This window comes from Nocardia sp. NBC_00565, assembly GCF_036345915.1.
GTDB lineage: Bacteria > Actinomycetota > Actinomycetes > Mycobacteriales > Mycobacteriaceae > Nocardia.
The window spans coordinates 2,185,876-2,211,506 of the sequence record NZ_CP107785.1 but is presented as its reverse complement, the minus strand read 5'-3'; the positions used below and the strand labels follow the sequence as shown (position 1 = coordinate 2,211,506).

The window sequence follows — 25,631 nt, the reverse complement described above, 5'->3', positions numbered from 1 at the left end:
GGTATGATGAGCATCATTCCAACTAAGCTACGCGATTTAGGTGACATATCGCAATATCGATGCATCTTGCGCAACTCAATCGCATGTCAGCAACGCATATCCGAAGATTTTGTCGGAGCCGAGGGTGCTCGAGCGATCAATGCGGAGGTCACCAGGCACGATGTCGCCGACAAAGAGAAATGGTCCCAAGACCCACTCCCCCGTGCACCCGGGCCGTCAGTCTCGAGTTTCCGGAGCTGCTCCGGTTGTCATGGGGTGCTGCCATACGGGTCGGCGGGTGGGTGTAGGCGTTGTCGGAGTTCGGCTTTGCGGACCTTGCCTGTGGCGGTCCGTGGTAGCGAGTCGATGATTTCGAGGCGTTCGGGTGTCTTCTGTCGGGCGATCCCCGCGGTCGCGAAGTGCGCGCGGATATCGGCGAGTGAGAGTGTGATAGCGGGTTGGAGCACGACGAATGCGCAAACCCGTTCTCCGTACAGGGCGTCCGGTGCCGCCACGACCGCGACGTCGGCGACCGCTTCGTGGTTGGCCAGAACGTCCTCGATCTGTTTGGACGAGAGGTTTTCGCCGCCGCGGATGATGATGTCCTTGCGGCGGTCGGTGATGGTGAGGTAGCCGTCGGGGTCGAGCGTGCCGATGTCACCGGTGCGAAACCAGCGGCCCGGTAAGAGTGCGTCGGAGTCGAGTGTGTGGTCGCGGTAGCCCACGAACAGTTCCGGGCCTCGACTGAGGATCTCGCCTTCGCGGCCGGGGGGCAGGTCACCTAGCGTGTCATCGACGATGCGGATCTCGACGCCGTCGAGGAGTCGGCCGTCGGTGTGGGTGCGTTTGTCGAGGGCGTCGCGGGCTGAGCCGCCGCTGATCGAGGGATGCTCGCTGGAGCCGTACGCGCGGAACGCCGCGATGCCGTGTTGGTGGGCTCGCTCGATGACGGCCGATGGGACGCTCGCGCCGCCGACCCCGTACTCGCGCAGCGAGGACAGGTCGGCCTCGCCACGTTCGGCGAGGTCGAGCAGTGTTGTCAGGAAGAAGGGTGTCCCGCCGGTCGCGGTGACTCCGTGGTTGTCTATGAGACGCGCCGCCGTGGAGGCGTCCCAGGTGTCCATCACGATGTGGCGTGTGGGCTGGGTCAGCATGCGCAGCAGCCCCAGAGTGCCCGCCACATGGCCGGACGGGAAGGCCGCAAGGACGACGCTGTCCGGATCGGTCCCGGTCAGCGCGGTGCGCATCTCGGCGAGCAGAGTGTTGTGGGTGTGCTGCACTCCTTTGGGCTGCCCGGTGGTTCCCGAGGTGTATACCAGCAGGCACACGTCATCCGGTGACGCATCCTGCACCGAAGTCATCGGTTCGGCGCCGTGCAGCAGTGTCGTCCACCCGATGTGCCCTTCTGCGCCGGGGTCACCGAGGACCACGACCGACGACAGATCCGGGCAGGCGCCGATCCGTCGCAGGTCCGCCAGATAGTCCCGCCGACCCAAGTGGTCGGGCGTCACGAGCACTCGGGCGCGTGACTCGCGCAGGATGAAGCCGAGTTCGTGCGGGCCGTAGATGGGCACCACAGGGACCAGCACGGCCCCGACGAGCAGTGCGGCAGCCTGTGCGACAACGCTTTCGACCCAGCTGGGAACCTGGACCGCGACCGCGTCGCCGGGCTCGACGCCCAGGCCGTGGAAGGCTGCCGCGCACCGGCATGCCTGGTCGACGAGCTCGGCGAGAGTGAGGGTCGTGCCCTGCGCTGCGCTGTGGAAAACGACCGGAAAATCGGGTCGGGCGTGCGAGGCGTTCAGGATGGCTCGGGGCAGCGTCACCCGACCGTACGTGCCGGTGGCATACCAATGTTGAGCCTGGGCCCGCGCGTCCGGGTCATCGGCCGACACCGTCATCGGTGATCTCCCGGGTCGTGACCGTCGGTGGGGATGGTCTCGCGGCGAGCACGGAATGCCGCGACACCAGCGGCGACCACCGCGCCGTCGCGGCCCTCGTCGAGGAGAGTGAATCGGATCGCCACCCGCCCATCTGCGCCTATCCACCCGTCGGTGTCGACGAGGAACGGTCCAGTGCGACCGGGGCCCACGAAATGGATATCCCAGTCTTGAACTTGGACCGTGTCCGTCCCTGCCAGCTGCGCGGCCAATTCCGTAGCGGCAGCTTCGAATACGACGTGGATCGGGCCCAGGTGCAGCGATGCCGAAGTCGATGCGAGGCGGGAGGTGAGGGCAGGCAAGCGCCAGCCATCGGAATCCCGGCGCGCCCCGAAGACGACGTGCAGCGCGGGGAGATCTGCGGTGTCGGGCATCTCTGGTGGCGCGTCGATCGGCCGAAACGACGGCGGGGCGTCACCGAGTTTGATGCCGACGCCGGTCGTGACGGCGATAAGCCGGGAGGGGTCGGCGGCGTCGGTGATCTCGGAGCGGCTGAATCCCATCCTCCCGCCGCGGCGCACGGTATGGCGGGACACCCGAATCTCCGTGACGTCGTTGGCGTCGTCGATAATGTGCAGCCCGTAGGTGACAGGAACTGGGACTGCGTCGCGGTCGCGCCAGCCGCCGGTCTCAGGGGCGGCGATCGCGAGCGGTGCTGCCATGATCCCGCCCGCACTGTTGCGCATATCGCGGCGCAGCCGCAGGGTGTCGGGGTCCTCGGCCTGGTTGAACGCCCGACCGAGGTACCAGTAGGTGATGAGCCCGCCGGGGCCCATCATCTGCCGCAGCCGATCCCAGTATTCCTCGGTCGGCCCCTCGCGAATGTCGCGGACCATGGGCTGCCTCCTTCGTCGGTGTTGCGGGGTGACGCACGTCGGCGTCACCGATGGTCAGCGCGGCCCGCGATGTCTCACGTGTCGGCCTGCGTGGGAATGTAGTTACCGTATGACGCACTGTCGACACTGGTTTGACAGCAACATCGAGTCTATATTAAGTAGAATGTGATTTGCAGAGAATGTTAACCGGAAAGGCGTTGTACGACTATGCCGATGTTCGCACCAGAGCAGACGGGCCTGACCGCGTATGGATCTTGAACTCACCTCGGATCAAGAGCTGCTGCGGGACACGACCCGCAAATTCCTCCAGACGACCGTCCCTCTCACGGAGGTCAGGGCGCTGACCGCCAACCCGGCCGGGTTCGACCGCGGATGGTGGAGCACGGGCGCCGAGCTGGGCTGGACCTCGCTGCTTGTTGCCGAGAGTCGTGGCGGAGGGAGCGTCTCGGGTGCGGGGCTGCGCGATTTGGCGCTGATCGCCGAGGAGATGGGGGCGCTGGTGTCGCCGGGTCCGCTGATCCCGACGAACGTCGTTGCCCAGACCCTGTCGCGCGATGCCTCCGACGAGCTCGCCGGGCTAGTCCTGCCCGGGCTGTTGAGCGGCGACTCGGTCGCCGCCTGGTGTGCTGCCGAGCCGGGGCGGCCCCTCACCCCGGACGGGATGACACTACGAGCGCGACTCGACGGCGACGAGTTCGTCCTGGACGGCGTGAAGTCGCCGGTCGAGGCAGGCGACGAGGCGGACTGGCTGCTCGTGACGGCCACCGGACCCGACGGCCTGACCCAGTTCCTCCTCCCGTCTTCCGCGCCCGGCCTGGCTATCACCCCGCTGCGCGGACTGGATCTCGTCCGCAGGAACGCCGAGATCCGGTTCACCGATGTCCGGGTGCCCGCGTCTGCCGTCGTCGGTGGCTCGGGTGGCGCGTCGGCCTCGTTCGAGCGGCAGATACAGACCGCGCTGGTACTGCAGTGCGCCGAGATCGTGGGTGCGACCGACCGGGTGTTCGACTTCACCGTTCAGTATGCGTTCGACCGTTCCTCGTTCGGTCGGGCGCTCGCGTCCTATCAGGCTCTCAAGCATCGCTTCGCCGACATGAAGCTGTGGATCGAGTCCGCTCAGGCCATCACCGTCGACGCCACCAGGGCCGTGCAGGCCGACAGCCCGGACGCCGCCGAGATCGTCCGGATCGCCAAAGCCTATGTCGCGGAACGATGCCCGGAACTGATCCAGGACTGTATCCAGCTGCACGGCGGGATCGGCGTCACCTGGGAGCACAACCTGCACCTGTACCTTCGCCGGGTCGTGCTGCACCGCGAAACCTACGGTGACCCCATCCAGGCCCGCGACCAAGTCGCAATCCTCGCCGGAAAATAAGGACAACCATGACCGAAGCACCCACGGCGTCCGGCGAACCTCGAGAGGATCTCGACGCCTTCCGCACGCGCGCCAAGGAATGGGTCACCGCGAACCTGCAACCCCTCAACGGCGCTGACCCGGCCCTGGGCCACGCCACCGACGACGCCGACCATGTCATCCGTGTCAAGGCGATCCAACGCAAAATCTGGGACGCCGGATTCGCGGGCCTGTGCTATCCCGCCGAGTACGGCGGTCAAGGGCTGCCCGCCGCGTACCAGGACGCATTCATCGAGGTGAGCTATGGCTACGAGCTACCTCGGCTGTTCAACACACCGACCTTCACCATCATCCTGCCGACCATCCTGGATTTCGGTACCGAGGAACAGAAGAAGCGTTTCATCCCCGCCGCTCTCAAAGGCGAGGAACTGTGGGTCCAGTTTCTGTCCGAGCCGACCGGCGGCTCCGACCTGGCCGGGGCGCTCACCCGCGCGGAACGCGACGGTGACGAATTCGTCCTGAACGGATCGAAGATCTGGAGCACCTACGCCTGGAAGTCGGACTACGCACTGTGCGTGGCTCGCACCGACTGGGATGTCCCGAAGCATCGGGGACTGAGCGTTTTGATCGTGAAGGTGCATCAACCGGGAATCACCATCACCCAGATCAAACACGTCGACGGAACCGAGGAGTTCTGCCAGGAGTTCTTCGACGACGTCCGGATCCCCGCCCGCGATGTCCTCGGGCAGGTGAACGACGGCTGGAACGTCGCCTCCCGGCTCCTGCTCCACGAACGTGAAGCAGTCAGCGGCTCCTCCCCCTACGCGATGGCGCCGCGCACGGCCGCACGCGAGAACGACCAAGTCGGCGCCGCGGCCCTTGCCCAGGTGTCCGGCGGTGCCGACGACCCTCGGGTGCGCCAACTCATCGGCGAAGCCCGGGTCCTCACCCGGGTCCACACCGCGCTGGTCGGTCGGATCGCCACCTCGATCCGAACCGGCCGGTTGCCAGCCACGGCCGGATCGATCCCCCGGCTCTCGAACGGGGTGATGCGGGTCAGACTGGCCACCATCGCGATCGACATCGCCGGAGATCGTGCCGTGGCCTGGCACGACGGGGACCCCGTCGGGGAACTCGGCGTCGCCTACCTCGGCCGCCAAGGGGTGTGCATCGGCGGCGGCACCCTCGAAATCACGCGCAACATCATCAGCGAACGCGTGCTCGGAATGCCCCGCGAACACGCCGAAGACCTGGACCGCCCCTTCCGGGAGGTCCGGACCAACACACCAACCCAACGTAATCGGTCATGACCGACGACTGTCAGGAGGAACCCATGGGAAAACTAGACTTCCCGGTATTCGACGCCGATAACCACCTCTACGAAACCGAGGAGGCGTTCACCCGCCACCTGCCCGAGCAGTACCAGGGGCTGTTCAAATACGTGCAGGTGAACGGCCGTACGAAGATCGCAGTTGACAACGTCATCAGCGACTACATCCCCAACCCCACCTTCGAAGTTGTCGCCCGGCCCGGCGCGTTCGCCGAATACTTCTCCGGGGACAATCCGGACGGCAAGTCGCTACGGGAAATGGCAGGCAAGCCGATCCCCGCCAGCGAGGCGTTCCGCACCGCCGGGCCACGGCTGGCACTGCTCGACGAACTCGGCCTGGACGCCGCCCTGATGTTCCCCACCCTGGCCAGCCTGCTCGAAGTCCGCCTCGCCGACGATCCGGAATTGACGTGCACGGTCATCCATGCCTTCAACGAATGGCTCCACGACGAGTGGACATTCAACTACCACGACCGAATCTTCGCCACCCCCATCATCAACCCATCCATCCCCGAGCGCGGCATCGCCGAACTCGACTGGCTACTCGAACGAGGCGCGAAAGTCGTACTGATGCGGCCGGCCCCGGTCGCCGGGCACCGAGGCACCCGCTCCCCCTTCCTCCCAGAATTCGATCCCTTCTGGGCGCGGGTAGCCGAATCGGGCATCGTGGTCACCCTGCACGCCTCCGACTCCGGCTACCAGCGCTACATCAACGACTGGGAAGGCACCAGGCACGAGGCGCTGGCGTTCAAACCCAACCCGTTCCACGATGCCGTCACACCCGGTCGAGCCATCAACGACACCATCACCTCCGCCATCTGTCACGGCATGCTCAGCAGATTCCCGACCGTCAAACTCGCCAGCGTCGAAAACGGCGGAAGCTGGGCAATCTCCTGCCTGAAGGCAATGGAGAAGACTTATCAGCGCATGCCGAGGGAGTTCGCCGAGCACCCCCGCGACGTATTCCTGCGCAATCTGTGGATCAACCCGTTCTGGGAAGACTCCATCGAAGATCTCGTCAACCTCATGTCACCCGACCACATCCTCTTCGGCTCGGACTACCCCCACCCCGAAGGCATGGCCGACCCACTGCACTGGGCCAAGGAAATCGGAGAGCTGTTTCCGGCCACCGACGTACACAAGATGATGGGCGGCAACATGTACGGCCTACTCGGGCTGAACTCCCCCAGCGCCTGACAGCGGAGAAGAAAAGCTGGGACGACGCAGGCCGCCGACTCGAAATGGTCGGCAGCCCGCGTCGCTTCGGGGCCCCAGAGCCAGTGCGGAGTGCTCAACCAATGGCGTCACCGAAAGCCACCGCCGTCTCCGCCGAGCGCCACACACCGGATTCACCTCAGCAAGCAGGTGAGGTTCCGCCCTGCAGCATCATCAGGGCGCAGAAGGTGGACGCCGCCACCTCCCATTTGCCGTTTTCCTTGATGGCCTGACCGGTCTGGTCCGGCAGCACCGGATTGCCACCCATCAGCAGCGTATAGCCGACATCGGCATGATCGGCGTCGATGAGTTTCACCGATGCCACCGTGACCGAGGTGCTCTGCGCCTGCGGGTTGGCCGCCTGGGCCTGCAGCACCGGCGCGAAGACCGAGCCCTTCTCGACGACGGCGGCCTTCTGGTCCGGCGACGCCTTCCCATCGAAGAACAGCACGTAGGCGTCGGTGATGGCCTTGGTGGCCGCAGGATCGGCCTGGGCCGCCGACGCGGCCGCGCTCGAAGACGGGGCCGCGCTCGACGAGCCGGCGCCGGAACTCTTGTCGTCGGAGCTACAACCGGTAACGGTGGCGACCGCGATCGCCATGAGACCGCAACAGGTCACGGCCCGGCGGACAACGGTGTTGGACATAGGGGTTCCTCTTTGAACTGAGAATCAATGGTGGAAAGTCGGTCCGACATGTCGTGCAAGGAAATGCCGCCAGCAGGCGGGCGAATCATTCGATCTTCTGTTTCATTTCCTCCAGATTCACCAGGACCGGATAACCGCTGACGCTCAACGCATTTCCGTGACCGGTCTGATGCACGTCGAATACCGACTGGATGGCGGCGTAGAAGCCCTGGATGTCGAGGGTCTGGTTCACCGCACGCTTGGCCTGGCGCAGGCCGAACGGCGGCATCTTGGCGATCCGCGCCGCCAAGTCGCGGGTCTGGTCGTCGAGCTGATCGCGCGGCACCACCTTGTTGACCATGCCGACCTGCTCGGCCTCGACCGCGGTGACCGGACGACCGGTGAACAGGATCTCCTTGGCCTTGCGCGGGCCGAGTTCCCAAGTGTGCCCGTGGTATTCGACACCGCCGATGCCCATCAGCACGACCGGGTCGGAGAACAGGGCGTCCTCGGCGGCCACGATCAGGTCACACGGCCAGCACAGCAGCAGTCCGCCGGCGATGCAGCGGCCCTGGACCGCGGCGATGGACGGTTTGGGCACATTGCGCCAGCGCAGCGAATACTCCAGATAGCGGCGGCTCTCGACGCGGTAGATCTGGTCGAGGGTGACCTTCGACGGGGCCGGTCCGGACCCGCGCAGGTCGTGGCCGGCGGAGAAATGCTTTCCCGCGCCGCGCAGCACGATCACCGACACCTCGTCGTCGTCCGCGGCCCGACGCCAGGCGGCGTCGAGTTCGTCCAACAAGTCGCCGTTCTGGGCATTGGCGACCTCGGGACGGTTGAGGGTGATGGTCGCGATCTTGTCCGCGACCTCGTAGAGAATGAGCACAGCGGGCTCCTCAGCTCCGGGGCAGACCGAGCACCCGCTCGGCGATGATGTTGCGCTGAATTTCGGAGGTGCCACCGGCGATTGTGCCGGCGAAACTGCGTGCGTAGCGCTCGAACCAACTGCAGGAGAAGTTGTCCAGATTCATCGGGTTGAACGGGGAGGTGATGTCGGGGTGGATCAGACCGTCCGATCCGGCGGCCAGCAGCGCCTGTTCGCCGGCGCTCTGCACCGCCTCGGATCCGAACACCTTGAGCACCGACAGCGCGGCCACATCCTGTTCGCCGCGGGCCGCGCGGGCCAGCGCCGCGGACCCGAGCAGGCGCAGCGCCTGATTGTCCATGACCAACGTCGCGTAGCGGTCGCGGTCCAGCACGCTGACCGGCCGGAAATCCTCGACCAGTTCCCGCAACCGGTCGGCGAAGCTCATCCACAGCAGTGTGCGTTCGTGCCCGAGCGATCCGTTCGCCACGCCCCAGCCGCCGTGCAGCGGCCCGACCAGATTCGCCGCGGGCACCCGAACGTCTTCGAAGAACACCTCGTTGAAGTCGAGATCGTGCGGACCGCAGATCGAGGCGAACGGCCGCCGGGTGACGCCGGGCGTATCGGTGGGGATCAGCAGCACGCTGATCCCCTTGTGCTTCGGGGCATCCGGATCGGTGCGCACGAATGTCAGCAGCACATCGGCGTCGTGCGCACCGGAGGTCCACACCTTTTGACCGTTCACGACGAACTCGTCGCCGTCGAGCACCGCACGGGTGCGCAGACCCGCGAGATCCGAGCCCGCGCCCGGCTCACTCATACCGAGCGCCGCGGTGATCTCGGCGCGCAAAATCCTTACGGCCCAATGCTTCTTCTGCTCCTCGGTGCCGAACGACAGCAGCGAGGCGGCGATGATGCCGAGGCCCTGCGGGTTGAAACTGTGGTAAATGTGCCGCTTGGACAGCTCTTCCAGATGCACGTACTGCTGCAGGATGGTGGCGTTGCGGCCGCCGAATTCCGGTGAATTACCGGGCAGCAGCCAACCGTGGTCGAACTGCAGTCGCTGCCATTCCCGGGCCCAACCCGGGATATCGGCACTCGAGCCGGCCCGTTCCCGGCCCGCGACCACCGGGTCGGGTTGATGCGCGGACAAAAAGGCCACGAATTCGGCCCGGAAGTTCTCGACGTCGGCGTCAAAAGTCAGTTGCACGGTACTCCTCGGCGATCAGCGCCCGGTGCGCGGCCGCGCCGCCGAGCAGCAACTCGCCGGATTTGGCCCGCTTGAGCGCGAACTGAAGGTCGTTTTCCCAGGTGAAGCCCATGCCGCCGAACAGCTGCATACCGTGGCGGAACACCACCGCCTGGCATTCACCGGCGGCGGCCTTGGCCATCGACGCCGCGAGCCGGCGGCGCGGATCATCGGCGGCGATGGTCAGCGCCGCGAAATAGCCCAGGGCACGGGCACGTTCGACCGCGACGTGCATATCGGCGGCCTTGTGTTTGACGGCCTGGAACGAGCCGAGCGGCACGCCGAACTGGTGCCGGGTGCGGACATGTTCGAGTGCCAGATCCAGAATTCGCTGGCAGGCGCCGACCATGGTCAGCGCGAGTCCGGTCAGCGCGAGATGCCTGGCCCGCTCCGGATCGGCGCTACCGCGGAATTCGTCGCGCACGCGTACGCCGGCGAAGCTCACCTCGGCGATATGCAGTACCGGATCGAATACCGCCGTGCGCCGCGCGCTCACGTCGTCGGCTGGAACGACGAAGATCCCGGCACCGGTGACGACCGCGAACCACTGGGCCCGGTCGCCGTCCAGGACATGGCGCGCGGTGCCGTTCAACAACCAGTCCGCGCCGTCGCGCACCGCGGTGACACCGTCGTAGACGGCCGTGCCCGAGCGGGCCGGCTGCGCGAACTCCGGTGCGAGCGAGGCGAATTGGCTCATCGTCGCCAGATACGGCGTCGGATCGGTGGCCCGGCCCAGTTCCTCCAGCACGATTGCGAGTTCCACCGCATCGGACGGTTCGGCCAACTCGGTCCAGCCCAGTCCGATATAGGTCTGCCAGAGTGCGGCAGGGTCGGTGCCCTTATCGGCTATCTCACGGATCAGTGCCGGCGGGCACTCCTTGGCGATGACATCGCGGACCGTGTTCTGCCATAGCCGTTGATCGGAGTCGAGCTCCAAAAGCATCCGGACTGCCTCCTTGCGCGCTACAGTTAGTAGTGTTCATGAGAATAGCATTCTCTTGAATGGAAAGTAACAGTCTCAATTGACCTGATGGACACGCGACCTAGCAACCGAGGAACACGTGATTCTCCGGTACAGTGCATCCATGTTCTGCACACATAACCAAGGACCGAGCCGACCGTGACAAGCGCCAGCGAAGAGCCCGCATGGAAGCAACGCGCCGTCGAGCGATCGATCCGTGGTGCGAAACTGCGGGCCGAACAACGGGTGCAGCGATTCCTCGACGCCGCCCAGGCGATCATCACCGAAAAGGGCACCACCGACTTCACCGTGCAAGAGGTCGTCGACCGCTCGCGTCAGTCGTTGCGCAGCTTCTACCTGCAATTCGACGGAAAACACGAACTGCTGCTCGCCCTGTTCGAGGATGCCCTCGGGCGCACCGCCGATCAGCTGCGCGCCGCCGCCGCGGGCAAGACCGATCCGCTGGATCGACTCCGGGTCACCGTCGAGTTGCTGTTCGAGTTGAGCCGCCCCGACCCGACCGCACAGCGCCCACTGTTCACCGATTTCGCGCCGCAACTGCTCGTCTCGCATCCGGCGCAGGTCAAGATCGCGCACGCGCCGCTGCTCGTACTGTTCACCGAGCTGATGGAAGAGGCCAAGGACACCGGCCGGCTGCGCGAGGACGTCAATCCCCGCCGGATGGCCGCGGTGGTGATGCAGACGGTCATGTTCACCGCACAGTCCGCGGGCAGCCCGGACGAGGAGACGGCACACCCGATCACCGCGACCGAGGTCTGGAACTTCTGCGCGCACGGATTCGCCAACGTCTGACGAACCGGGTGGCGCACCGCGCCACCCGGTTTCGATCACTCCGCCGGTACCTCGACGACCGTGGCCGAGCCCATGCCGCCGCCCGCACACAGCGCCGCGATGCCGAAACCGCCGCCGCGCCGCCGCAATTCGTGCACGAGCGTCGCGATCATCCGGGCCCCGGTGGCGGCCACCGGATGGCCGAGCGAGCAGCCGCTGCCGCTGAAGTTGACCCGATCCGGATCGATATCGAGTGCCTTGATCGCCGCGAGCGGCACGGCGGCGAACGCCTCGTTGATTTCCATTAGGCTGACCTCGGACAGCGAAATACCGGCCCGGGCAACGGCTTTGGTGATCGCCTCGATCGGGGCCAGCCCGGTGTCGCGAGGATCGACGCCGACCGAGGCCCACGACCGGATGATGCCGAGTGCGGGCAGTCCGAGCCGATCACTGGCGATCGCCAGCGCTGCGGCGCCGTCATTGGATCCCGAGGCGTTGCCCGCGGTGATGCTGAAGCCCTCGATCTCCGGATGCAGCACCTTCAGCCCCGCGAGCCGCTCCAAGCTGGTGTCACGGCGCGGGTGCTCATCGACGGCGAACAGGCCGTGCGGGGTCTCGATGGGCACGATCTCCTCCTTGAAGCGCCCCTCGTCGATGGCCGCGATCGCATTGCGATGCGAGCGCAGCGCCCAGGCGTCCATTTCCGCGCGGGAGATCCCGGATCTCACCGCCGTGTTCCAGCCGACCGTGATCGACATATCCAGATTCGGGGCATCCGGCTGGTCCGGATGGCTCGGCGAAACCCACGGGTCGATCCATTCGTCCTCCCCCACCCGGAATCGCGACCGCGGTCCGGTGGAATCGGAGTTCACCCCGCCCGCGATGACGAGTTGGTCCATGCCCGCGCGGATACCGGCGGCCGCGGTCTGCACCGCGGCCATTCCGGCCGCGCAGTGCCGATTGTTGGCCAAGCCCGGAATCGTGGTCAGCCCGGCGGTGATCGCCGCGTGCCGGGCCAGCACCCCGCCGCCGTAGCGCCCCTCGCCCAGGACGACATCGTCGATCCGTGCCGGATCCAGGCCCTCGGCCACCGCCGCGACCACATGGTGCGCCAGGTCGAAGGCATTCGTATCGCGCAAGGTCCCCTTCCGGGCGGTGCCGATGGGGGTGCGTAGCGCGGACACGATGACTGCTTCAGGCATTGGTGCTCTCCATTTCGGTAACGAGGTTGCGTCGCAACAGTTTTCCGGTCTCGGTCTTGGGTAGTTCGGAGCGGAAGACGACGGCATCGGGGGTTTTCGACGAGCGCAGCCGATCGCGCACCCACTGTTTGATCTCCTCGACCGGACCCGCGCCGACCACGACGGCGACTACCCGCTGTCCCCACTCCGGATCGGGCACGCCGATCACGGCCGCCTCGGTGATGCCCGGATACTCCAGCAACACGTCCTCGATTTCGGCGGGGGCGATATTCTCGCCGCCGCGGATGATGGTGTCGTCGGCGCGCCCCTCGATGAACAGATAGCCGTCACCGTCGAGCCGACCGAGATCCCTTGTGGGAAACCACCCCTCGGCATCCAAGACGCTGCGTCCGCCGTACTCGCCGGAGATCTGGTCGCCGCGCACGAAAACCAGGCCGGTCTCCCCCACCGCGACCGGTTCGCCGGTCTCGCCACGGATCTGGATCTCGATACCGGGCAGGGCGCGCCCGACCGAGCCGAGCCGGTCGCGCACGAGCGGATCGTCCGAGGCGATCGCCACCCGGTGATCCTCCGGCCCCAGCACCGCGACCGAGGACGCGGTCTCGGTGAGTCCGTAGGCATTGACGAAACCGGTATCCGGAAATACCCGCAACGCGCGTTCGAGCACCGGCCTCGGAGTACGGGAACCGCCGTAGGCCAGACCGGACAGGGTCGGGGTCTCGGCATTGTCGCCGTCCACGCCGGAGACGATGCGCGCCAACATGGTCGGTACCAGCATCGCGTGCGTGATCCGCTCCCGGCGCACCGTCTCCAGCCACCGCGCGGGATCGAATGCCGGCAAGTAGACCACCCGCCGACCGGTGTAGAGATTCGACAGGAGATTCGTCAGACCCGCGATGTGATAGGGCGGCACCGACACCAGTGCCGCGTCGGTTTCCGCCGCGGCGGCGAATTCGAGCGTGTTCAGCAGATATGCCATCAGATGCCGGTGTCGCAGCAGCGCGGCCTTCGGCTCGGAGGTGGTTCCGCTGGTGTAGATGATCACCGCGACCGCGTCGCCGTCCCACGGCGTCGGCATCTCCTCCGCTCGATCGGCATGCTCGGCCACCAAGGCATCGAGATCGTCCGGACGCAAAACCAGCGCACCTGGATGCCGCTCGAGCAGGGCGTCCAACTGCTGCGCGCCGAGTCGGTAGTTCAGCGGCACGAACGGCACACCGGCCAGCACCGCGCCGAACAGCGCCACCGGATAGGCGAGGTGGTTGGCGCCGAGATACAGCACCGCCGGATATCGCCCGAACCGAGTGGCCGCGCGGCGCGCATGGTCGAGCAGGTCGGCCGCGGACAACGAGCGGTCACCGACGGTAACCACCGAACGGCTGCCGGCCGATGCGGCCATGTCTAGGATCATGCCAATGTTCATGAGAACATTATTCTCACAGTAAGAGAGTGATGATTTCAAGAGAGGAAACCATTATGCAGATCAGCGGTAGCTCCGCGATTGTCGTCGGCGGTACCGGCGGGCTCGGCGCGGCCACCGTGCGCCGTCTGCACGCGGCGGGGGCCAAGGTGGTCGTCGCCGACGTCGCCGACGACAAGGGCAAAGAACTCGAAAGCGAACTCGGCATCCGTTATGTGCATACCGACGCCACCAGCGAGGAGTCCGTCCTCGCCGCCATCGCCGAGGCGGAATCCCTTGGTCCGCTGCGTATTTCGGTGGACACCCACGGCGGCCCGGCCAGCGGCGGCCGACTGGTCGGCAAGGACGGGAGCCCGCTCGCGCTGGACGGTTTCCGCACCACCATCGAGTTCTATTTGACGGCGGTGTTCAACGTGCTGCGGCTCTCGGCCGCGGCCATCGCGAAACAGGAACCGCTCGAGGAGGGCAGCCGCGGCGTCATCGTCAACACCGCCTCGATCGCCGCCTATGAGGGCCAGATCGGTCAGCTCCCCTACTCCGCCGCCAAGGGTGGTGTTGTCGGTATGACCCTGGTCGCGGCGCGCGATCTGTCCCCGCTGGGCATTCGCGTCGTCACCATCGCTCCCGGCACCTTCAACACCCCGGCCTACGGCAAGGCCGCCGACCAGCTGGAGGAGTACTGGGGCAAGCAGATCCCGCATCCCAAGCGGATGGGCCGATCCCCCGAATACGGGCAGCTGGTGCAGTCCATCGTGGAGAACGACTATCTCAACGGCGAGGTCATTCGCCTCGACGGCGCCCTGCGCTTCCCGCCGCGATGAGCACGCTCGCGGGAAAGGTCGCGTTCGTCGCCGGTGCCAGTCGCGGCATCGGCGCGGCGGTGGCCCAGGGACTTGCACAGGCCGGTGCGGCGGTCGCGGTGGCCGCCCGCACCGAAACCGAGGGCAAACTGCCCGGCACGATCCACGCCGTCGCCGACCGGATCGCCGCCGGCGGCGGCCGCGCCCTGCCCGTATCGTGCGATGTCACCAGTGCAGAGTCGATCGAGCAGGCGGTATCCGCGACGGTCGCGGAGTTCGGCGGCATCGATATCCTCGTCGCCAATGCCGGCGTGCTGTGGATGGGTCCGATCGAATCGACGCCGCTCAAACGCTGGCAACTGTGCCTGGATGTCAACCTGACCGGGGTATTCCTGGCCACGCAGGCGGTGATTCCGCATATCCGGGCGCGCGGCGGCGGCTCGCTGATCGCGGTCACCACCACCGGCGTCGACATGATCGATCGCGGATCCAATGCGTACTGGGTGTCCAAGGCCGCGGTCGAACGACTGTATCTGGGGTTGGCGGCGGACCTGAGATCCGACAATATCGCGGCCAACTGCCTCGCCCCGGCCCGGGTGGTACTTACCGAAGGCTGGCAGGCCGGTGGTGGCGGCCGCGAAATTCCGCCGGAAATGGTCGAGCCACCAGAGTCGATGGCGCAAGCCGCGGTGCTGCTCGCCACTCAGGACGCGACCGGTATCACCGGCACCGTCCAGCGCTCGGAAACGCTACTGGCACAGCGGTAATCCGCGAATCGGTAGCGAGCCGAGTGGGTCCCGGGACAAAATCCCGGGACCCACTTCGAGTGCTACCGAATCCAGTAGTTACCGGCCGCCGGGCAGATACCGAACGAGATCGGGATCGGGTGTCACATCGAAGGAGCGCAGGGCCATGGCCATCAGCCCATAGGTGCCGACGGTGAAGACCAGGTCCATGAGCTGCTGATCGGTGAACTCGCGGGCCAGATCGCGCCAGGTATCGCCGCTCACCACACCGTCGGCGAGCAGCTCGTCGGCCGCTGCCAACAGCGACCGTTCGGCCGAGGACCACTCCGGCGCCTGCGGCCCCTTCACTATTCGGGCGATTTCCTCGGGCCGCAAACCGGCATCCTCGGCCAGGCTCACATGCTGCGCCCACTCATAGTCGGATTGCTGGACGGTCGCGACCCGCAGCACGAGCAGTTCCCGCTGCCTGGCCGACAGGGTGGACCCGTACAGAAGGTGACCGTTGAAGGTGAGAAATGCCTTCGCCAAAGCCGGATGGCGCGCGAAGGTGCCGAGCAGGTTGGCACCGGCCGGACGATCGTCGTTCACCGCATCGCCGAGGACCGCGGTCCGGAAACCATCGATGAACGTCGTCATCTCCGCGGACCAGTCCGCCTTCGCCAAGGGGGATATCCGCGCCATCAGGTGTTCCGCCCGCCGTTGACGCCGATGACCTGTCCGGTGATGTACCCGGCCTCATCACTCACCAAGAATGCGCAGGCAGCGGCGATATCCTCGGGCTGACCGATCCGGCCGACCGGAGTCTTCGCAATCTGCTCATCGAGGTCGATGAAGCCGCTGTCCGCGGTGCGGCGCGTCATCGGCGTTTCGATGAAGCCGGGCGGAATCGTATTGACGGTGACCCCACACCGGGAGAACTCCAGCGCGAGCACCTTGGTCAGGCCGACCACACCCGACTTCGCCGATACGTAGCTGGCGAGTCCGGCGGCCCCACTGTGCACGCTGGACGACGAGATGTTGACGATGCGGCCCCAGCCGGCGTCGAGCATGTCCGGAAGCACTGCCTGACAGCAATCGAACGTGCCCGTGAGATTGATGGCCAGCGCACTGTTCCAAGTCTCGGCGGTGAGTTCGAGGAATGGGATGGCGATGGTCAGTCCGGCATTGTTCACCAGGATGGACGGCCGGCCCAGTCGGGTCCGCACCTCGGCCACTCCGGCGTCTATGGCGGCGCGGTCGGTCACATCGACGGGAATCCCGATGGCTTTACCACCGGTCTCCTCGATCGACGCGGCCATGGCTTTGGCGGCGTCGCCGTCGAGATCGAAAATGGCCACCGCGGCGCCGTCGGCCGCCAGGCGCCGACTGATGGCGGCACCGATGCCCGCGGCGCCGCCGGTGACAATGGCCGTGCGGCCGCTCACTTGATCGACTCTTCGCCGACCAGGGTCGACCGGTGCATCCGGCGGGGTTTCGACCGATCGAAGGGCCGCGCGCGGTGTACCAGGCCCGTGTTGTCCCAGATCACCATCTCCCCCACCGACCAGGTGTGCGACAGCACCCGGTCCGGCGTGGTCGCCCGCTGTTCCAGATCCTTCAGCAGGGCCCGGCCCTCATCGACGTCCATGCCGACGATATGTGATGCCGCCGACCCGAACACCAACGAGCGCCGACCGGATTTGTGCACCCACACCAGCGGGTGCACCCGCGATCCGCGCCGATCCCACTCCGCCAACTGCTCCGGTGTCGGGTTCGAGTACGTCAGGCGCTGGACCGTCTCGAACGAGTGGACGACCTGCAGATCGGTATACCTTTCCTTTTCCGCACCGGAGAGGCTGTCGTAGGCGACGTAGGTGCTGGCGAATTCGGTCTCACCACCTTCGTCGGTGACCACGTGGGCGCTCATGATCGACGCCTTGGCCGGGATCTCATCCATGAAGCCGTCGATATGCCAGTAGTCGTTGCTGGCGAAGTATTCAGCATTCGGGTTGTCCGGATCGAAACTGATCTCCATGACATTCGGATCCGGATACAGCGGAAACTGCACCAGTTTGCCCAGTTTCTTGCAGAACGTGGCCTGCGTCGCATCGTCGAGGTGTAGATCGCGGAACAGCAGAACGCCGTTCTGTTCGAGCGCCTCCAGACAGGCCGACGGCAGCTCGGAGTCGTTCAGCAGGCGGTCGACATCCACGCCGAGCACCTCCACCCCGACATTCTCGCTCAGCTTCTTCAATTCAATCGGTGGCATCTCTCACTCCTGCTCTCTTCCATTCCTGAGCAATGGCTCAGCCGGGGATATTCGGCGCCCGTTTGTTCTCGAGCGGCCGCTGATAGGAAGGGTCGGCCGGGCTGCGCGACGGCGCGCCGTTACCGTGGATATCGGGCACATCCGAAAACGGAATAGGCATGGTCGGCAGCATTCCCGACCACTCGATCGCATTGGTGCGCACAACGATCTTCCATTGACCGTCGCGGCGTTCCAGCCGATCGATATAGCGGCCGCCGGCAAGCCAGTTGGTGTCGTCGCGGTTGCGCACGGCGTACAAGTAATACGTCTCCGCATGCGCGACGTCGCCGTCGATATCGCAGGTGTGATTCAGCAGGTTGTGATGCGTGGCGATCTGGCCCTGCTCGTGCATATCGGATGCCCAGGCGTAGAGATCGGCCGGCTTGCCGACGAAAATTCCGGCGGCGATGGTGGCATCGTCATGAAATGCTGTCAGGAACAGCTCGCGGTCGAAACGATCCATGCCCCGGCTGAATCGGAGCAAACAGTCGAGTATTTCCTGACGATCGAGCAGGGTTTCCAGTTTGGCGAGCGTTTCCGGGCCGGTGGAAGTGGTCATCGTGTACTCCGAGATCTTGGATGAAATATCAAACCGGCGACCAGATCGGCTCGCCGCGGGTGGCGCGCAGCGACGGGATGACTCTGCCGTCGATATCTGTGATGCCATAGTCCTGCGCCAGCTCGGCGGTGATGAACGTGCCGCCGGTCCGTTTCATCACGTCCGGATCGTTGGCCAGCGCCACGATGACCCGGCCGGGATACTCGGGCGAACACCCGTTCTCCGGTCGCGTCGATGCCTGCTCTTTCAAGCCGGGAATCGCAGCCAGATTGCGTTCGGCGCGCTCGGTCCAGGTCAGGCCCTGCCAGATCGAGATCGAGGCCACCTGATGCGGCTTCAGCTCGACGGCCATATCGCGCGCCATCCGATCGGCCGCGGATTTGGCCGTGCCGAAAATAACGCCATAGGTGTAGGACACGCCGGTATAACCGGAAACGGCGACAATGAGCCCGGATCGCCTAGGTGCCATGATCTTGGCCGCATGCCACGCGGCGACGAAGTTCGAGCGCACGCCGACATCGATCATTTCCCAGTTCGACAGCGGCTTCACCCAGAAGGGCTCCGGATCGGTCAGATCTTCCGGCAGCGAAAAGGCGTTGTTGACCAGGATGTCGAGGCGGCCCTGTTCGGATCGAACCCGGTCGAAAAGGGCAGCGACCTGTTCGTCGCGCCCGTGGTCGACCTGCACGGCAACGCCTTTGCCGCCGCGGCGGTCGCACTCCGCCGCGGTCTCGCCGACAGTGCCGGGCAAGGGGTACGAGCCGGGTGTCACGGTGCGGCCGGTGACGTAGACCGTGGCCCCCTGTTCCGCGAGCGCCAGCGCGATGCCTTTACCGATTCCACGGCTGGCACCCGTGACAACGGCGACTCTGCCCGACAGGGAACCCATACGTCCTCCTAATTACTATTCGGCGAGGGGATCCGTTTACCGAAGAAGATTTCGCTGTAATCACCGACGGCGCGGCCCGTGTAATGGTCGCCGTGCAACGGCGTGCCCATAATTCCCTGCGACCAATCGACCGATGCCCCGTAATCCCGGAACCAGTCGTACAGCATCGTGCGCTGCGCGATACGCCATTCTTCGTTCCGCTTTTCCAAACGGTCGAGATAGCGACCGGCGATGACGGCATCGCGCTGCTCGGTACCCGTGTCGATGCGGTGGTACGCGGTGACATGGGTTTCGGCCAGCGCCACATCGCCTTTCAGTTCGATCACCGTCTGACCGAGCACATGCTGCGTCACCGGAATCGCCGGCGAACCAGGAACCACCCAGGCGAGGTATTCGCCGAACGAACCGGCGAAGATGCCGAAGTCCGTGGTCGCGTCCGGCCAGAAGGATGCGCTGATCAGCTCGGCATCACGGCGATCCTCACCACGAGCCAGCTCGGCGATGCACGAACGAATCTTATTGTCGTTGAGCAGCGCCAGCAGGCCTTCGGGACTGGGCTTCATTTCGGGCCTCTCTACTAATGCGCTCAGGAGGCCGCGGTATCGGGCGCGTAACCGAGCACAGCCTTGACTTCCAGATAGTCATGGAAACCGAACTCGCCCCACTCGCGCCCGTTGCCGCTCTTCTTGTACCCGCCGAACGGAGAGCCGAAATCGAATCCGTCATTGATCGCCACCGATCCGGCCCTGATTCGCCGAGCGACGGCGCGAGCCTGCTCGAGGTCCGCACCCGCTACGAAACCGGCCAGGCCGTATTCCGTGTCATTGGCGATGTCAATGGCGTGGTCGATGCTGTCATAGCCGAGAATCGTCAGCACCGGGCCGAAGATTTCCTCGCGCGCGATCGTCATATCGTTCGTGACGTCGGCGAAGACGGTGGGTTTCACATAATAGCCGGTCGGCAGCCCGTCCGGTCGTCCGGTGCCGCCGGCCACCAGTGTGGCGCCCTCGTCGATCCCCTGCTGAATGAGCGCCTGGATCTTGGCGAACTGCCCACCGGAAACGACCGGGCCGATGCTGAATTCACCACTCGGGTCGCCAACGGTCACCTGGGCCGCGGCCTCTCGTGCGATATTCGCGGCCTCCGCCATCCGCGCACTCGGCACCAGCATGCGCGAAGGAGCGCTACAGGTCTGGCCGGAATTGAGCATCATGCTGGCGACACCCTTGCCGATATTGTCGGCGAAATCGGCGTCGTCGAGCACAATGTTCGGGCCCTTGCCGCCGAGTTCCTGGGTCACCCGCTTCACGGTGGACGCGGCGTTGCGGGCGACCTCGATCCCGGCCCGCACCGACCCGGTGAAGGACACCATGGCGACGTCGGGATGCGCGGACAGCGGCACGCCGACACCGGGCCCGTCGCCCTGTACGAGATTGAACACACCCGCGGGAACGCCTGCGGCATCGAGGATCTCGGCGATGATCTGCCCGGTGAACGGCGCATTCTCCGACGGCTTGAGCACCATGGTGCACCCCGTCGCCAGTGCCGGGAAGACCTTCACAGCAATCAGGGCCATCGGCCAATTCCACGGCGTGATCAGGCCGCAGACCCCGATCGGCTCCTTCACGACCAAGGACCCGCCGCGCTGTTCCTCGAAGGCGAAATTCTCCAGCACATCGATCGCCGTGGTCAGATGTCCGGCGACGAGGTCGACCTGGAAGCCGTTGGCGAGTGCGCTCGGTGCGCCCATCTCCTCGATCAGCGCCGCCGCGAGATCGCCGGTGCGCGCCTGATGTGCCTCGAGGATATTCCGCAACACCTCGAGCCGTTCCTTGACCGTGGTCGTCGACCAACTCGGGAAGGCATCCCGAGCGGCCGCGACGGCCCGGTCCACATCGGCGGCCGAGCCGAGCGCAACCGTGCCGGCGACCCGTTCGGTCGCCGGATTCACGACCTCCAGAATCCGCGGCTCGACCGGATCCACCCACTGGCCACCGATATAGAACTTCCGATATTCACGCGTGACTGTTGCGGTCATCTCACTGCATTCCTTCTGCGTACCAGGTCCGGAATTCGTCGTAGCTCGGCATTTCCTCCGAGTTCGCCTTCGGATCGACGGCGACGTGAATGACTCCCGGCCTGCCGCTGGCATAGGCGCGCTTGATCGCGGGCGCGATATCGCCGTCCTTTTCGACATATTCGCCGTAGCAGCCGAAGCCCTCGGCGACCTTGTCCAGGCGGGTGTTCTTGCTCCAGTGCACGCCGGTCTCCAGCGAGCCCTGGCCGAAGGTGCGCTTGTAGACGCCCACCTCGAGACCCCACTGGTAGTCGACGGCCACCACGCAGACCAGCGGCAGATTCAGCCGCGCGGCGGTCTCCAGCTCGGCGATCTGAAATTGGAACGACGAGTCGCCGGTGATCAACATGACCGGTCGTTTGCCGCCGTCGGCCACCGAAGCGCCGACCGCATAGGGCAGGCCGGTGCCCAGATGGCCGAAGTTCTGGTTCCAGATCACGTCGTGCGGCTTGGCCTGCGAATAGGTCCAGCCGAAGATCGTGGTCGCGCCGCCGTCGCGGACCATGATGCCCTCCGGCGGGAAGACCTTGGTCGCCTCGACGATCAGCCGGGCCGGATGCACCGGGGACATACCGGATGGCGCGGTCTCCGCCAGCTCGGCCAGCCGGGCCGCGTCCTGCTCGATCCAGCCCGCCAGCTCCGGCGAGGGCGTGCGCGGGGTGTCCCGCAAGGCCTCGACCAGCTGCGGCACCACCGCCCGCAGATCACCCACCAGCGGAACGTCGATCGGCCGGTTCACGCCGATGGCCGCCGGATCCTGTTCCACGAGAAGCCATTTCCGCTGTGCCGCGTTCGCGATCCAGTGCCTGCCCCGGCCGTAGTGCACCGGCTCGCCGAGCTCGGTGCCGATGGCCAGGCACAGATCGGACCGCACCACCGCGTCGACCGCGGCGGGTGAGAAGCCGTACGGGAAGGTGCGTTCCTCTAGACCCTCGATATACGAAGTGCCGCCGGAGGTCTGGATGACCGGGCAGGCCATCGCATCGGCGAGCGCCTTGACCGAAGCCCCCGCGCGGGCGGTGTGGACGCCGTGACCGATGAGCAGAATCGGCTGCTCGGCGGCGCGGATGGCCGCCACCGCCTCGGCGATCCGGTCCGGACCCGCGGTTTGGCCGACGAGACGATAGTCCTTGGGCGCCAACGCCGGTGGCACGTCGAGTTCCTCGAGGATCACCTGCGACGGGTATTCGATGTACACCGGCCCCGGCGTACCCGAGAGCGCCTTGCGCAGGCCCTCCCGGATGATTTCGTCGGTCTGGTCGGCGTATTCGATGCTGGCGCTGTACTTCACCGACGGCGCGATCAGGCCGGACTGCTGCACGAATTGGATCCGGCCGCGGCGCACCCGCTGCTCGGTGATCCTGGCGCGCTGCCCGCCGAGGAAGATGATCGGCGAATTCTCGACCTTGGCGCACATGATCGCACCCGCCAGATTGGCGATACCGGGACCGAGTGTGCCGATGCAGACCGCCGGCTTACCGGTCATCCGCGAAACGCCCTCGGCCATGAAGCCGGCCGACTCTTCGTGATGCGGCGCGACCACGGTCCAGCCGCGCTCCTCGGCCCGATGGAACATGTGCACGAAATTCGGATCGGGAATGCCGAAGATCGTCTTGATACCCTCGGCTTCGAAAAGCTCCAGAATGCGTTCGTATACCTGCACTGCCATGGTCACTGTCCTTCCGTAGCCATCGAGAAACTCCGGCCGATGTGGTCTGGGAACCCGGACGGAACGGGCGGCAGGATCCAGGAATCATTGGTGTCGCGGATGGCGTCGATCTGTGCGGCGACATCCTCGATCGACCACGACGGCCGGTAGACGCCGGGAGTTTCGGCGATATAGGCCCGTGCCACTCGGCCTGCGATCGACACCAGCAGTTCCCCGGTGATCGAACAGGATTCGTGGGCGAGCCAGCCCACGGTTGGCGCCACCAGTTCCGGCCGCATATCCGGGTAGGCGGAGGTATCGAGGCCCTCGGCCATGCGGGTCAGCGCGGCAGGCACGATGACGTTGGATTTCACGCCGACCGGGGCGCCCTCGAGGGCGATCACATTCGACAGTCCGATCACGCCGGACTTGGCCACGGCGTAGTTGGCGACCTCGAGATTGCCGTACAGACCGCCGATCGAGGAGGTCAGCACGATCCGCCCGTAGCCGGCCTTGCTCATCACCGGGAACGCGGCCCGCGCCATATGGAACGCACCGCGCAGATGCACGTCCAGGACCGCGTCGAAATCCTGGTACGACAGTTCGGTGAGCGAGCCGTAGCGGACATTGCCAGCGTTGTGGATGAGGATATCGATGCGGCCGTAGTGGTCGAGCGCCGATTCGACGATCGCCTGACCGCCGGCGGCCGTGGCCACCGACTCGATGTTGGCCACCGCCTCGCCGCCGCCGGCCTTGATCGCCCGCACCACCTCGGCCGCGACACCGGCATCGGTCGTGTCACCGCGCATACTCCCGCCCGGGTCGTTGACGACCACCTTCGCACCGCGCGCGGCGAGCAGTTCGGCGTAGGCACGCCCCAACCCTCGACCGGAGCCGGTGATCACGGCTACTCGATCGTCGAATCCGAGTTCAGACAACGAATGTTCCTCTCACGCTGTGCATTCCGAGTCGGTTGTGCCTCACTCGCCCAGGTCCAGACCCGCGAGCTCGCCCGCGGCACGCCAGGCCTGCAACAGCTCCTCGAGCACATAGAAGCCGCCCCAGAAGGGATCACCGAGAAACGAGCGCCCATTCGGTTCGCCCTCGCTGTTGTAGTAGCCGGGCGTGCACTCCATCACGAAGGTGCTGTTGTCGAACGCATTCGCCCGAATGGTCTGGACCCACGCGTCCTCGGCTTCCCTACTGGGCTCCACGACCGTGGCGCCGCGCGCTTGCGCCTGCGCGATGATGTAGGCGATGTGGTCGGCCTGCTGCTCGAACATCAGGGTCGTCGCCGCGGTCACGCCGCCCTGGATGAATCCGGTCGCGAAGTGGTTGGGGAAACCGTGCGCCATGACGCCGTGCAGGGTGCGAAAACCCTTGCCCCAGTGCTCGTACAGCGACCGACCTGCGCGGCCCGCGAACGGTTTGATATCGAGCTGGCGCTCCAGCGCGGTGGTGATCTCGAAGCCGCTGGCGAAGATGATGCAGTCGACCTCGTACTCGACACCACCCGCGATGATGCCCTTCTCGGTGATGCGTTCGACGCCCTTCGTCTGCGACACGTCGATGAGCGTGACGTTCGGGCGGTTGAAGGTCGGCAGGTATTCATCGTTGAAGACCGGCCGCTTGCACATATTGCGGTAGTACGGCTTCAGCTTTTCCGCCGTCTCCGGATCCTCGACGATCTCCTCGACCCGGCGACGGACCCGTTCCATTGCCCGGTAGTCCTCGATCTCCTTGAGCTCCAGGAACTTTGCCGGATCGGCCAGTGCGGCCCAGCCGTTGGTCGCGTCCAGCTTCGCGGCCAGGTTGCGGGCGACCTCGGTCCAGCCGTCGCAGATGAGGTCCGGCTCGCCGGGAGAATAGAAGGCGAAGGCCGCGTTGTGGAAGTTGCGCTGGCGCGCCGCCCGCCAGCCCGGTTCCAGCGTCTTCACCCATTCGGGATCGGTCGGATAGTTGTCGCGCTCGAAGATGTAGGACGGCGTCCGCTGGAAGACGGTCAAATGCTGTGCGCCGCGGGCCAAGTGCGGGATTGCCTGGATGCCGGTCGCACCCGTACCGATGATGGCGACCTTCTTGTCGGCGAGCTTGTCCAGCCCGCCGTGCAGATCGCCGCCGGTGTACTCGTAATCCCAGCGGGCGGTGTGGAAGGTGTGTCCCTTGAAGTCCGTGATGCCGGGGATGCCGGGGAGTTTCGGCCGGTTGTACGGACCCTGGCACATGATGACGAACCGGGCGCGGATCTCATCGCCGCGGTTGGTGCCGATTCGCCAGCGCTTGATCTGCTCGTCCCATTCCAGCGAGCGGACCAGGGTGTGGAAGATCGCCTTCTCGTAGAGGCCGAATTGCTTTCCGATGCGCTGGGCATGTTCGTAGTTCTCGTCGCCGTGGGTGAATTTCTCCGTCGGCATATAACCGGTCTCTTCGATCAGCGGGAGATAACAGTACGCGTCCGAATCGACCTGGATGCCCGGGTAGCGGTTCCAGTACCAGACGCCACCGAAATCACCGCCCAATTCGATGATCCGGAAGTCGGCGACGCCTTCGCGCTGCAGCCGGTGCGCGGTGATGAGACCCGAGAAACCACCGCCGAGGATCACCACCTCGATATCGTCGGTGATCGGCTCCCGCGGCACGACCGGCAAATGCGGATCGCTCTCGTAGAATTCCGCGAATTCGTTCTCGGCCTCGAGGTACTGCCGCTGTCCCTCGGGACGCAGCCGCTTATCGCGCTCGGCCAGATACCTCTGCCTGAGAGCCTCTTTGTCGACCTCAGGGGTCTGCGTGGGTGCGCAGTTCTGCATTCGGAATTCCTCGGCTTGATGCTATAACTCGGGTCGGGCGGGCGGGG

At 65.7% G+C, this 25,631-nt stretch carries 24 protein-coding genes; 6 read left to right on the top strand and 18 right to left on the bottom strand.

Features of this window, described 5'->3' with window-relative positions:
* Nucleotides 1-248: 248 nt before the first annotated feature.
* Complete coding sequence (locus OG874_RS10635) at nt 249-1,880, bottom strand: AMP-binding protein (RefSeq protein WP_330254952.1); 1,632 nt, start codon at nt 1,878-1,880, stop codon at nt 249-251.
* A complete protein-coding gene (locus tag OG874_RS10630; protein ID WP_330254951.1) occupies nt 1,877-2,755 on the bottom strand; it encodes a hypothetical protein in 879 nt (292 codons plus the stop codon). Before OG874_RS10630 ends, OG874_RS10635 begins: the two co-directional genes overlap by 4 nt.
* 247 nt (nt 2,756-3,002) lie before the next feature.
* On the opposite strand from OG874_RS10630, the gene OG874_RS10625 reads away from it, so the two are divergent.
* The 3 genes from OG874_RS10625 to OG874_RS10615 are packed head-to-tail and all read left to right on the top strand — an operon-like array spanning nt 3,003 to nt 6,636.
* Entirely contained in the window at nt 3,003-4,130 is a 1,128-nt protein-coding gene (locus OG874_RS10625; protein ID WP_330254950.1) for an acyl-CoA dehydrogenase family protein, read from the top strand.
* An 8-nt stretch (nt 4,131-4,138) separates the two neighbouring features.
* A complete protein-coding gene (locus tag OG874_RS10620) occupies nt 4,139-5,419 on the top strand; it encodes an acyl-CoA dehydrogenase family protein (RefSeq protein ID WP_330254949.1) in 1,281 nt (426 codons plus the stop codon).
* Between the two features lie 23 nt (nt 5,420-5,442).
* On the top strand, nt 5,443-6,636 hold the full coding sequence (locus OG874_RS10615; RefSeq protein WP_330254948.1) for an amidohydrolase family protein: 1,194 nt from the start codon (nt 5,443-5,445) through the stop codon (nt 6,634-6,636).
* Between the two features lie 157 nt (nt 6,637-6,793).
* Here the strand turns inward: OG874_RS10615 and OG874_RS10610 are convergent, their stop codons facing one another.
* From OG874_RS10610 to OG874_RS10595, 4 genes are all read right to left on the bottom strand, one after another.
* Nucleotides 6,794-7,255, bottom strand: a complete 462-nt coding sequence (locus OG874_RS10610; protein WP_330254947.1) for a hypothetical protein — start codon at nt 7,253-7,255, stop codon at nt 6,794-6,796.
* 130 nt (nt 7,256-7,385) lie between these two features.
* Complete coding sequence (locus OG874_RS10605) at nt 7,386-8,168, bottom strand: enoyl-CoA hydratase (protein ID WP_330254946.1); 783 nt, start codon at nt 8,166-8,168, stop codon at nt 7,386-7,388.
* Nucleotides 8,169-8,178: 10 nt separating this feature from the next.
* On the bottom strand, nt 8,179-9,357 hold the full coding sequence (locus OG874_RS10600) for an acyl-CoA dehydrogenase family protein (RefSeq protein WP_330254945.1): 1,179 nt from the start codon (nt 9,355-9,357) through the stop codon (nt 8,179-8,181).
* Nucleotides 9,341-10,339, bottom strand: coding sequence for an acyl-CoA dehydrogenase family protein (locus OG874_RS10595; protein WP_330254944.1), 999 nt, complete (start codon nt 10,337-10,339; stop codon nt 9,341-9,343). The genes OG874_RS10600 and OG874_RS10595 overlap by 17 nt, the downstream gene beginning before the upstream one ends.
* Before the next feature lie 177 nt (nt 10,340-10,516).
* On the opposite strand from OG874_RS10595, the gene OG874_RS10590 reads away from it, so the two are divergent.
* Nucleotides 10,517-11,170, top strand: coding sequence for a TetR/AcrR family transcriptional regulator (locus tag OG874_RS10590; protein WP_330254943.1), 654 nt, complete (start codon nt 10,517-10,519; stop codon nt 11,168-11,170).
* Nucleotides 11,171-11,205: 35 nt separating this feature from the next.
* Here the strand turns inward: OG874_RS10590 and OG874_RS10585 are convergent, their stop codons facing one another.
* Both OG874_RS10585 and OG874_RS10580 read right to left on the bottom strand, forming a co-directional pair.
* Nucleotides 11,206-12,351 (bottom strand): thiolase family protein, encoded by a 1,146-nt coding sequence (locus OG874_RS10585; RefSeq protein WP_330254942.1) that lies wholly within the window; start codon nt 12,349-12,351, stop codon nt 11,206-11,208.
* A complete protein-coding gene (locus OG874_RS10580) occupies nt 12,344-13,774 on the bottom strand; it encodes a class I adenylate-forming enzyme family protein (RefSeq protein ID WP_330254941.1) in 1,431 nt (476 codons plus the stop codon). Before OG874_RS10580 ends, OG874_RS10585 begins: the two co-directional genes overlap by 8 nt.
* Nucleotides 13,775-13,827: 53 nt before the next feature.
* Here OG874_RS10580 and OG874_RS10575 point away from each other — a divergent pair, with 53 nt between their 5' ends.
* Entirely contained in the window at nt 13,828-14,592 is a 765-nt protein-coding gene (locus tag OG874_RS10575; protein WP_330257248.1) for an SDR family NAD(P)-dependent oxidoreductase, read from the top strand.
* Nucleotides 14,589-15,338 (top strand): SDR family NAD(P)-dependent oxidoreductase, encoded by a 750-nt coding sequence (locus OG874_RS10570; protein WP_330254940.1) that lies wholly within the window; start codon nt 14,589-14,591, stop codon nt 15,336-15,338. The genes OG874_RS10575 and OG874_RS10570 overlap by 4 nt, the downstream gene beginning before the upstream one ends.
* A gap of 78 nt (nt 15,339-15,416) precedes the next feature.
* On the opposite strand, the gene OG874_RS10565 is transcribed toward OG874_RS10570, so the two are convergent.
* The 10 genes from OG874_RS10565 to OG874_RS10520 are packed head-to-tail and all read right to left on the bottom strand — an operon-like array spanning nt 15,417 to nt 25,584.
* A complete protein-coding gene (locus tag OG874_RS10565) occupies nt 15,417-15,998 on the bottom strand; it encodes a carboxymuconolactone decarboxylase family protein (RefSeq protein WP_330254939.1) in 582 nt (193 codons plus the stop codon).
* Nucleotides 15,998-16,741, bottom strand: a complete 744-nt coding sequence (locus tag OG874_RS10560) for an SDR family NAD(P)-dependent oxidoreductase (RefSeq protein WP_330254938.1) — start codon at nt 16,739-16,741, stop codon at nt 15,998-16,000. Before OG874_RS10560 ends, OG874_RS10565 begins: the two co-directional genes overlap by 1 nt.
* Nucleotides 16,738-17,565 (bottom strand): TauD/TfdA dioxygenase family protein, encoded by an 828-nt coding sequence (locus tag OG874_RS10555; RefSeq protein ID WP_330254937.1) that lies wholly within the window; start codon nt 17,563-17,565, stop codon nt 16,738-16,740. The genes OG874_RS10560 and OG874_RS10555 overlap by 4 nt, the downstream gene beginning before the upstream one ends.
* A 37-nt stretch (nt 17,566-17,602) precedes the next feature.
* On the bottom strand, nt 17,603-18,163 hold the full coding sequence (locus OG874_RS10550; protein WP_330254936.1) for a nuclear transport factor 2 family protein: 561 nt from the start codon (nt 18,161-18,163) through the stop codon (nt 17,603-17,605).
* 28 nt (nt 18,164-18,191) lie between these two features.
* Nucleotides 18,192-19,052 (bottom strand): SDR family NAD(P)-dependent oxidoreductase, encoded by an 861-nt coding sequence (locus OG874_RS10545; protein ID WP_330254935.1) that lies wholly within the window; start codon nt 19,050-19,052, stop codon nt 18,192-18,194.
* Nucleotides 19,053-19,060: 8 nt separating this feature from the next.
* Nucleotides 19,061-19,615 (bottom strand): nuclear transport factor 2 family protein, encoded by a 555-nt coding sequence (locus OG874_RS10540; RefSeq protein WP_330254934.1) that lies wholly within the window; start codon nt 19,613-19,615, stop codon nt 19,061-19,063.
* Nucleotides 19,616-19,638: 23 nt separating this feature from the next.
* A complete protein-coding gene (locus tag OG874_RS10535) occupies nt 19,639-21,090 on the bottom strand; it encodes an aldehyde dehydrogenase family protein (RefSeq protein ID WP_330254933.1) in 1,452 nt (483 codons plus the stop codon).
* 1 nt (nt 21,091) lies between these two features.
* Nucleotides 21,092-22,798, bottom strand: coding sequence for a thiamine pyrophosphate-binding protein (locus OG874_RS10530; protein WP_330254932.1), 1,707 nt, complete (start codon nt 22,796-22,798; stop codon nt 21,092-21,094).
* Between the two features lie 2 nt (nt 22,799-22,800).
* Entirely contained in the window at nt 22,801-23,715 is a 915-nt protein-coding gene (locus OG874_RS10525) for an SDR family NAD(P)-dependent oxidoreductase (RefSeq protein ID WP_330254931.1), read from the bottom strand.
* Between the two features lie 42 nt (nt 23,716-23,757).
* Nucleotides 23,758-25,584: a flavin-containing monooxygenase gene (locus OG874_RS10520; RefSeq protein ID WP_330254930.1), complete on the bottom strand. Its 1,827-nt coding sequence runs from the start codon at nt 25,582-25,584 to the stop codon at nt 23,758-23,760.
* Nucleotides 25,585-25,631: the final 47 nt, after the last annotated feature.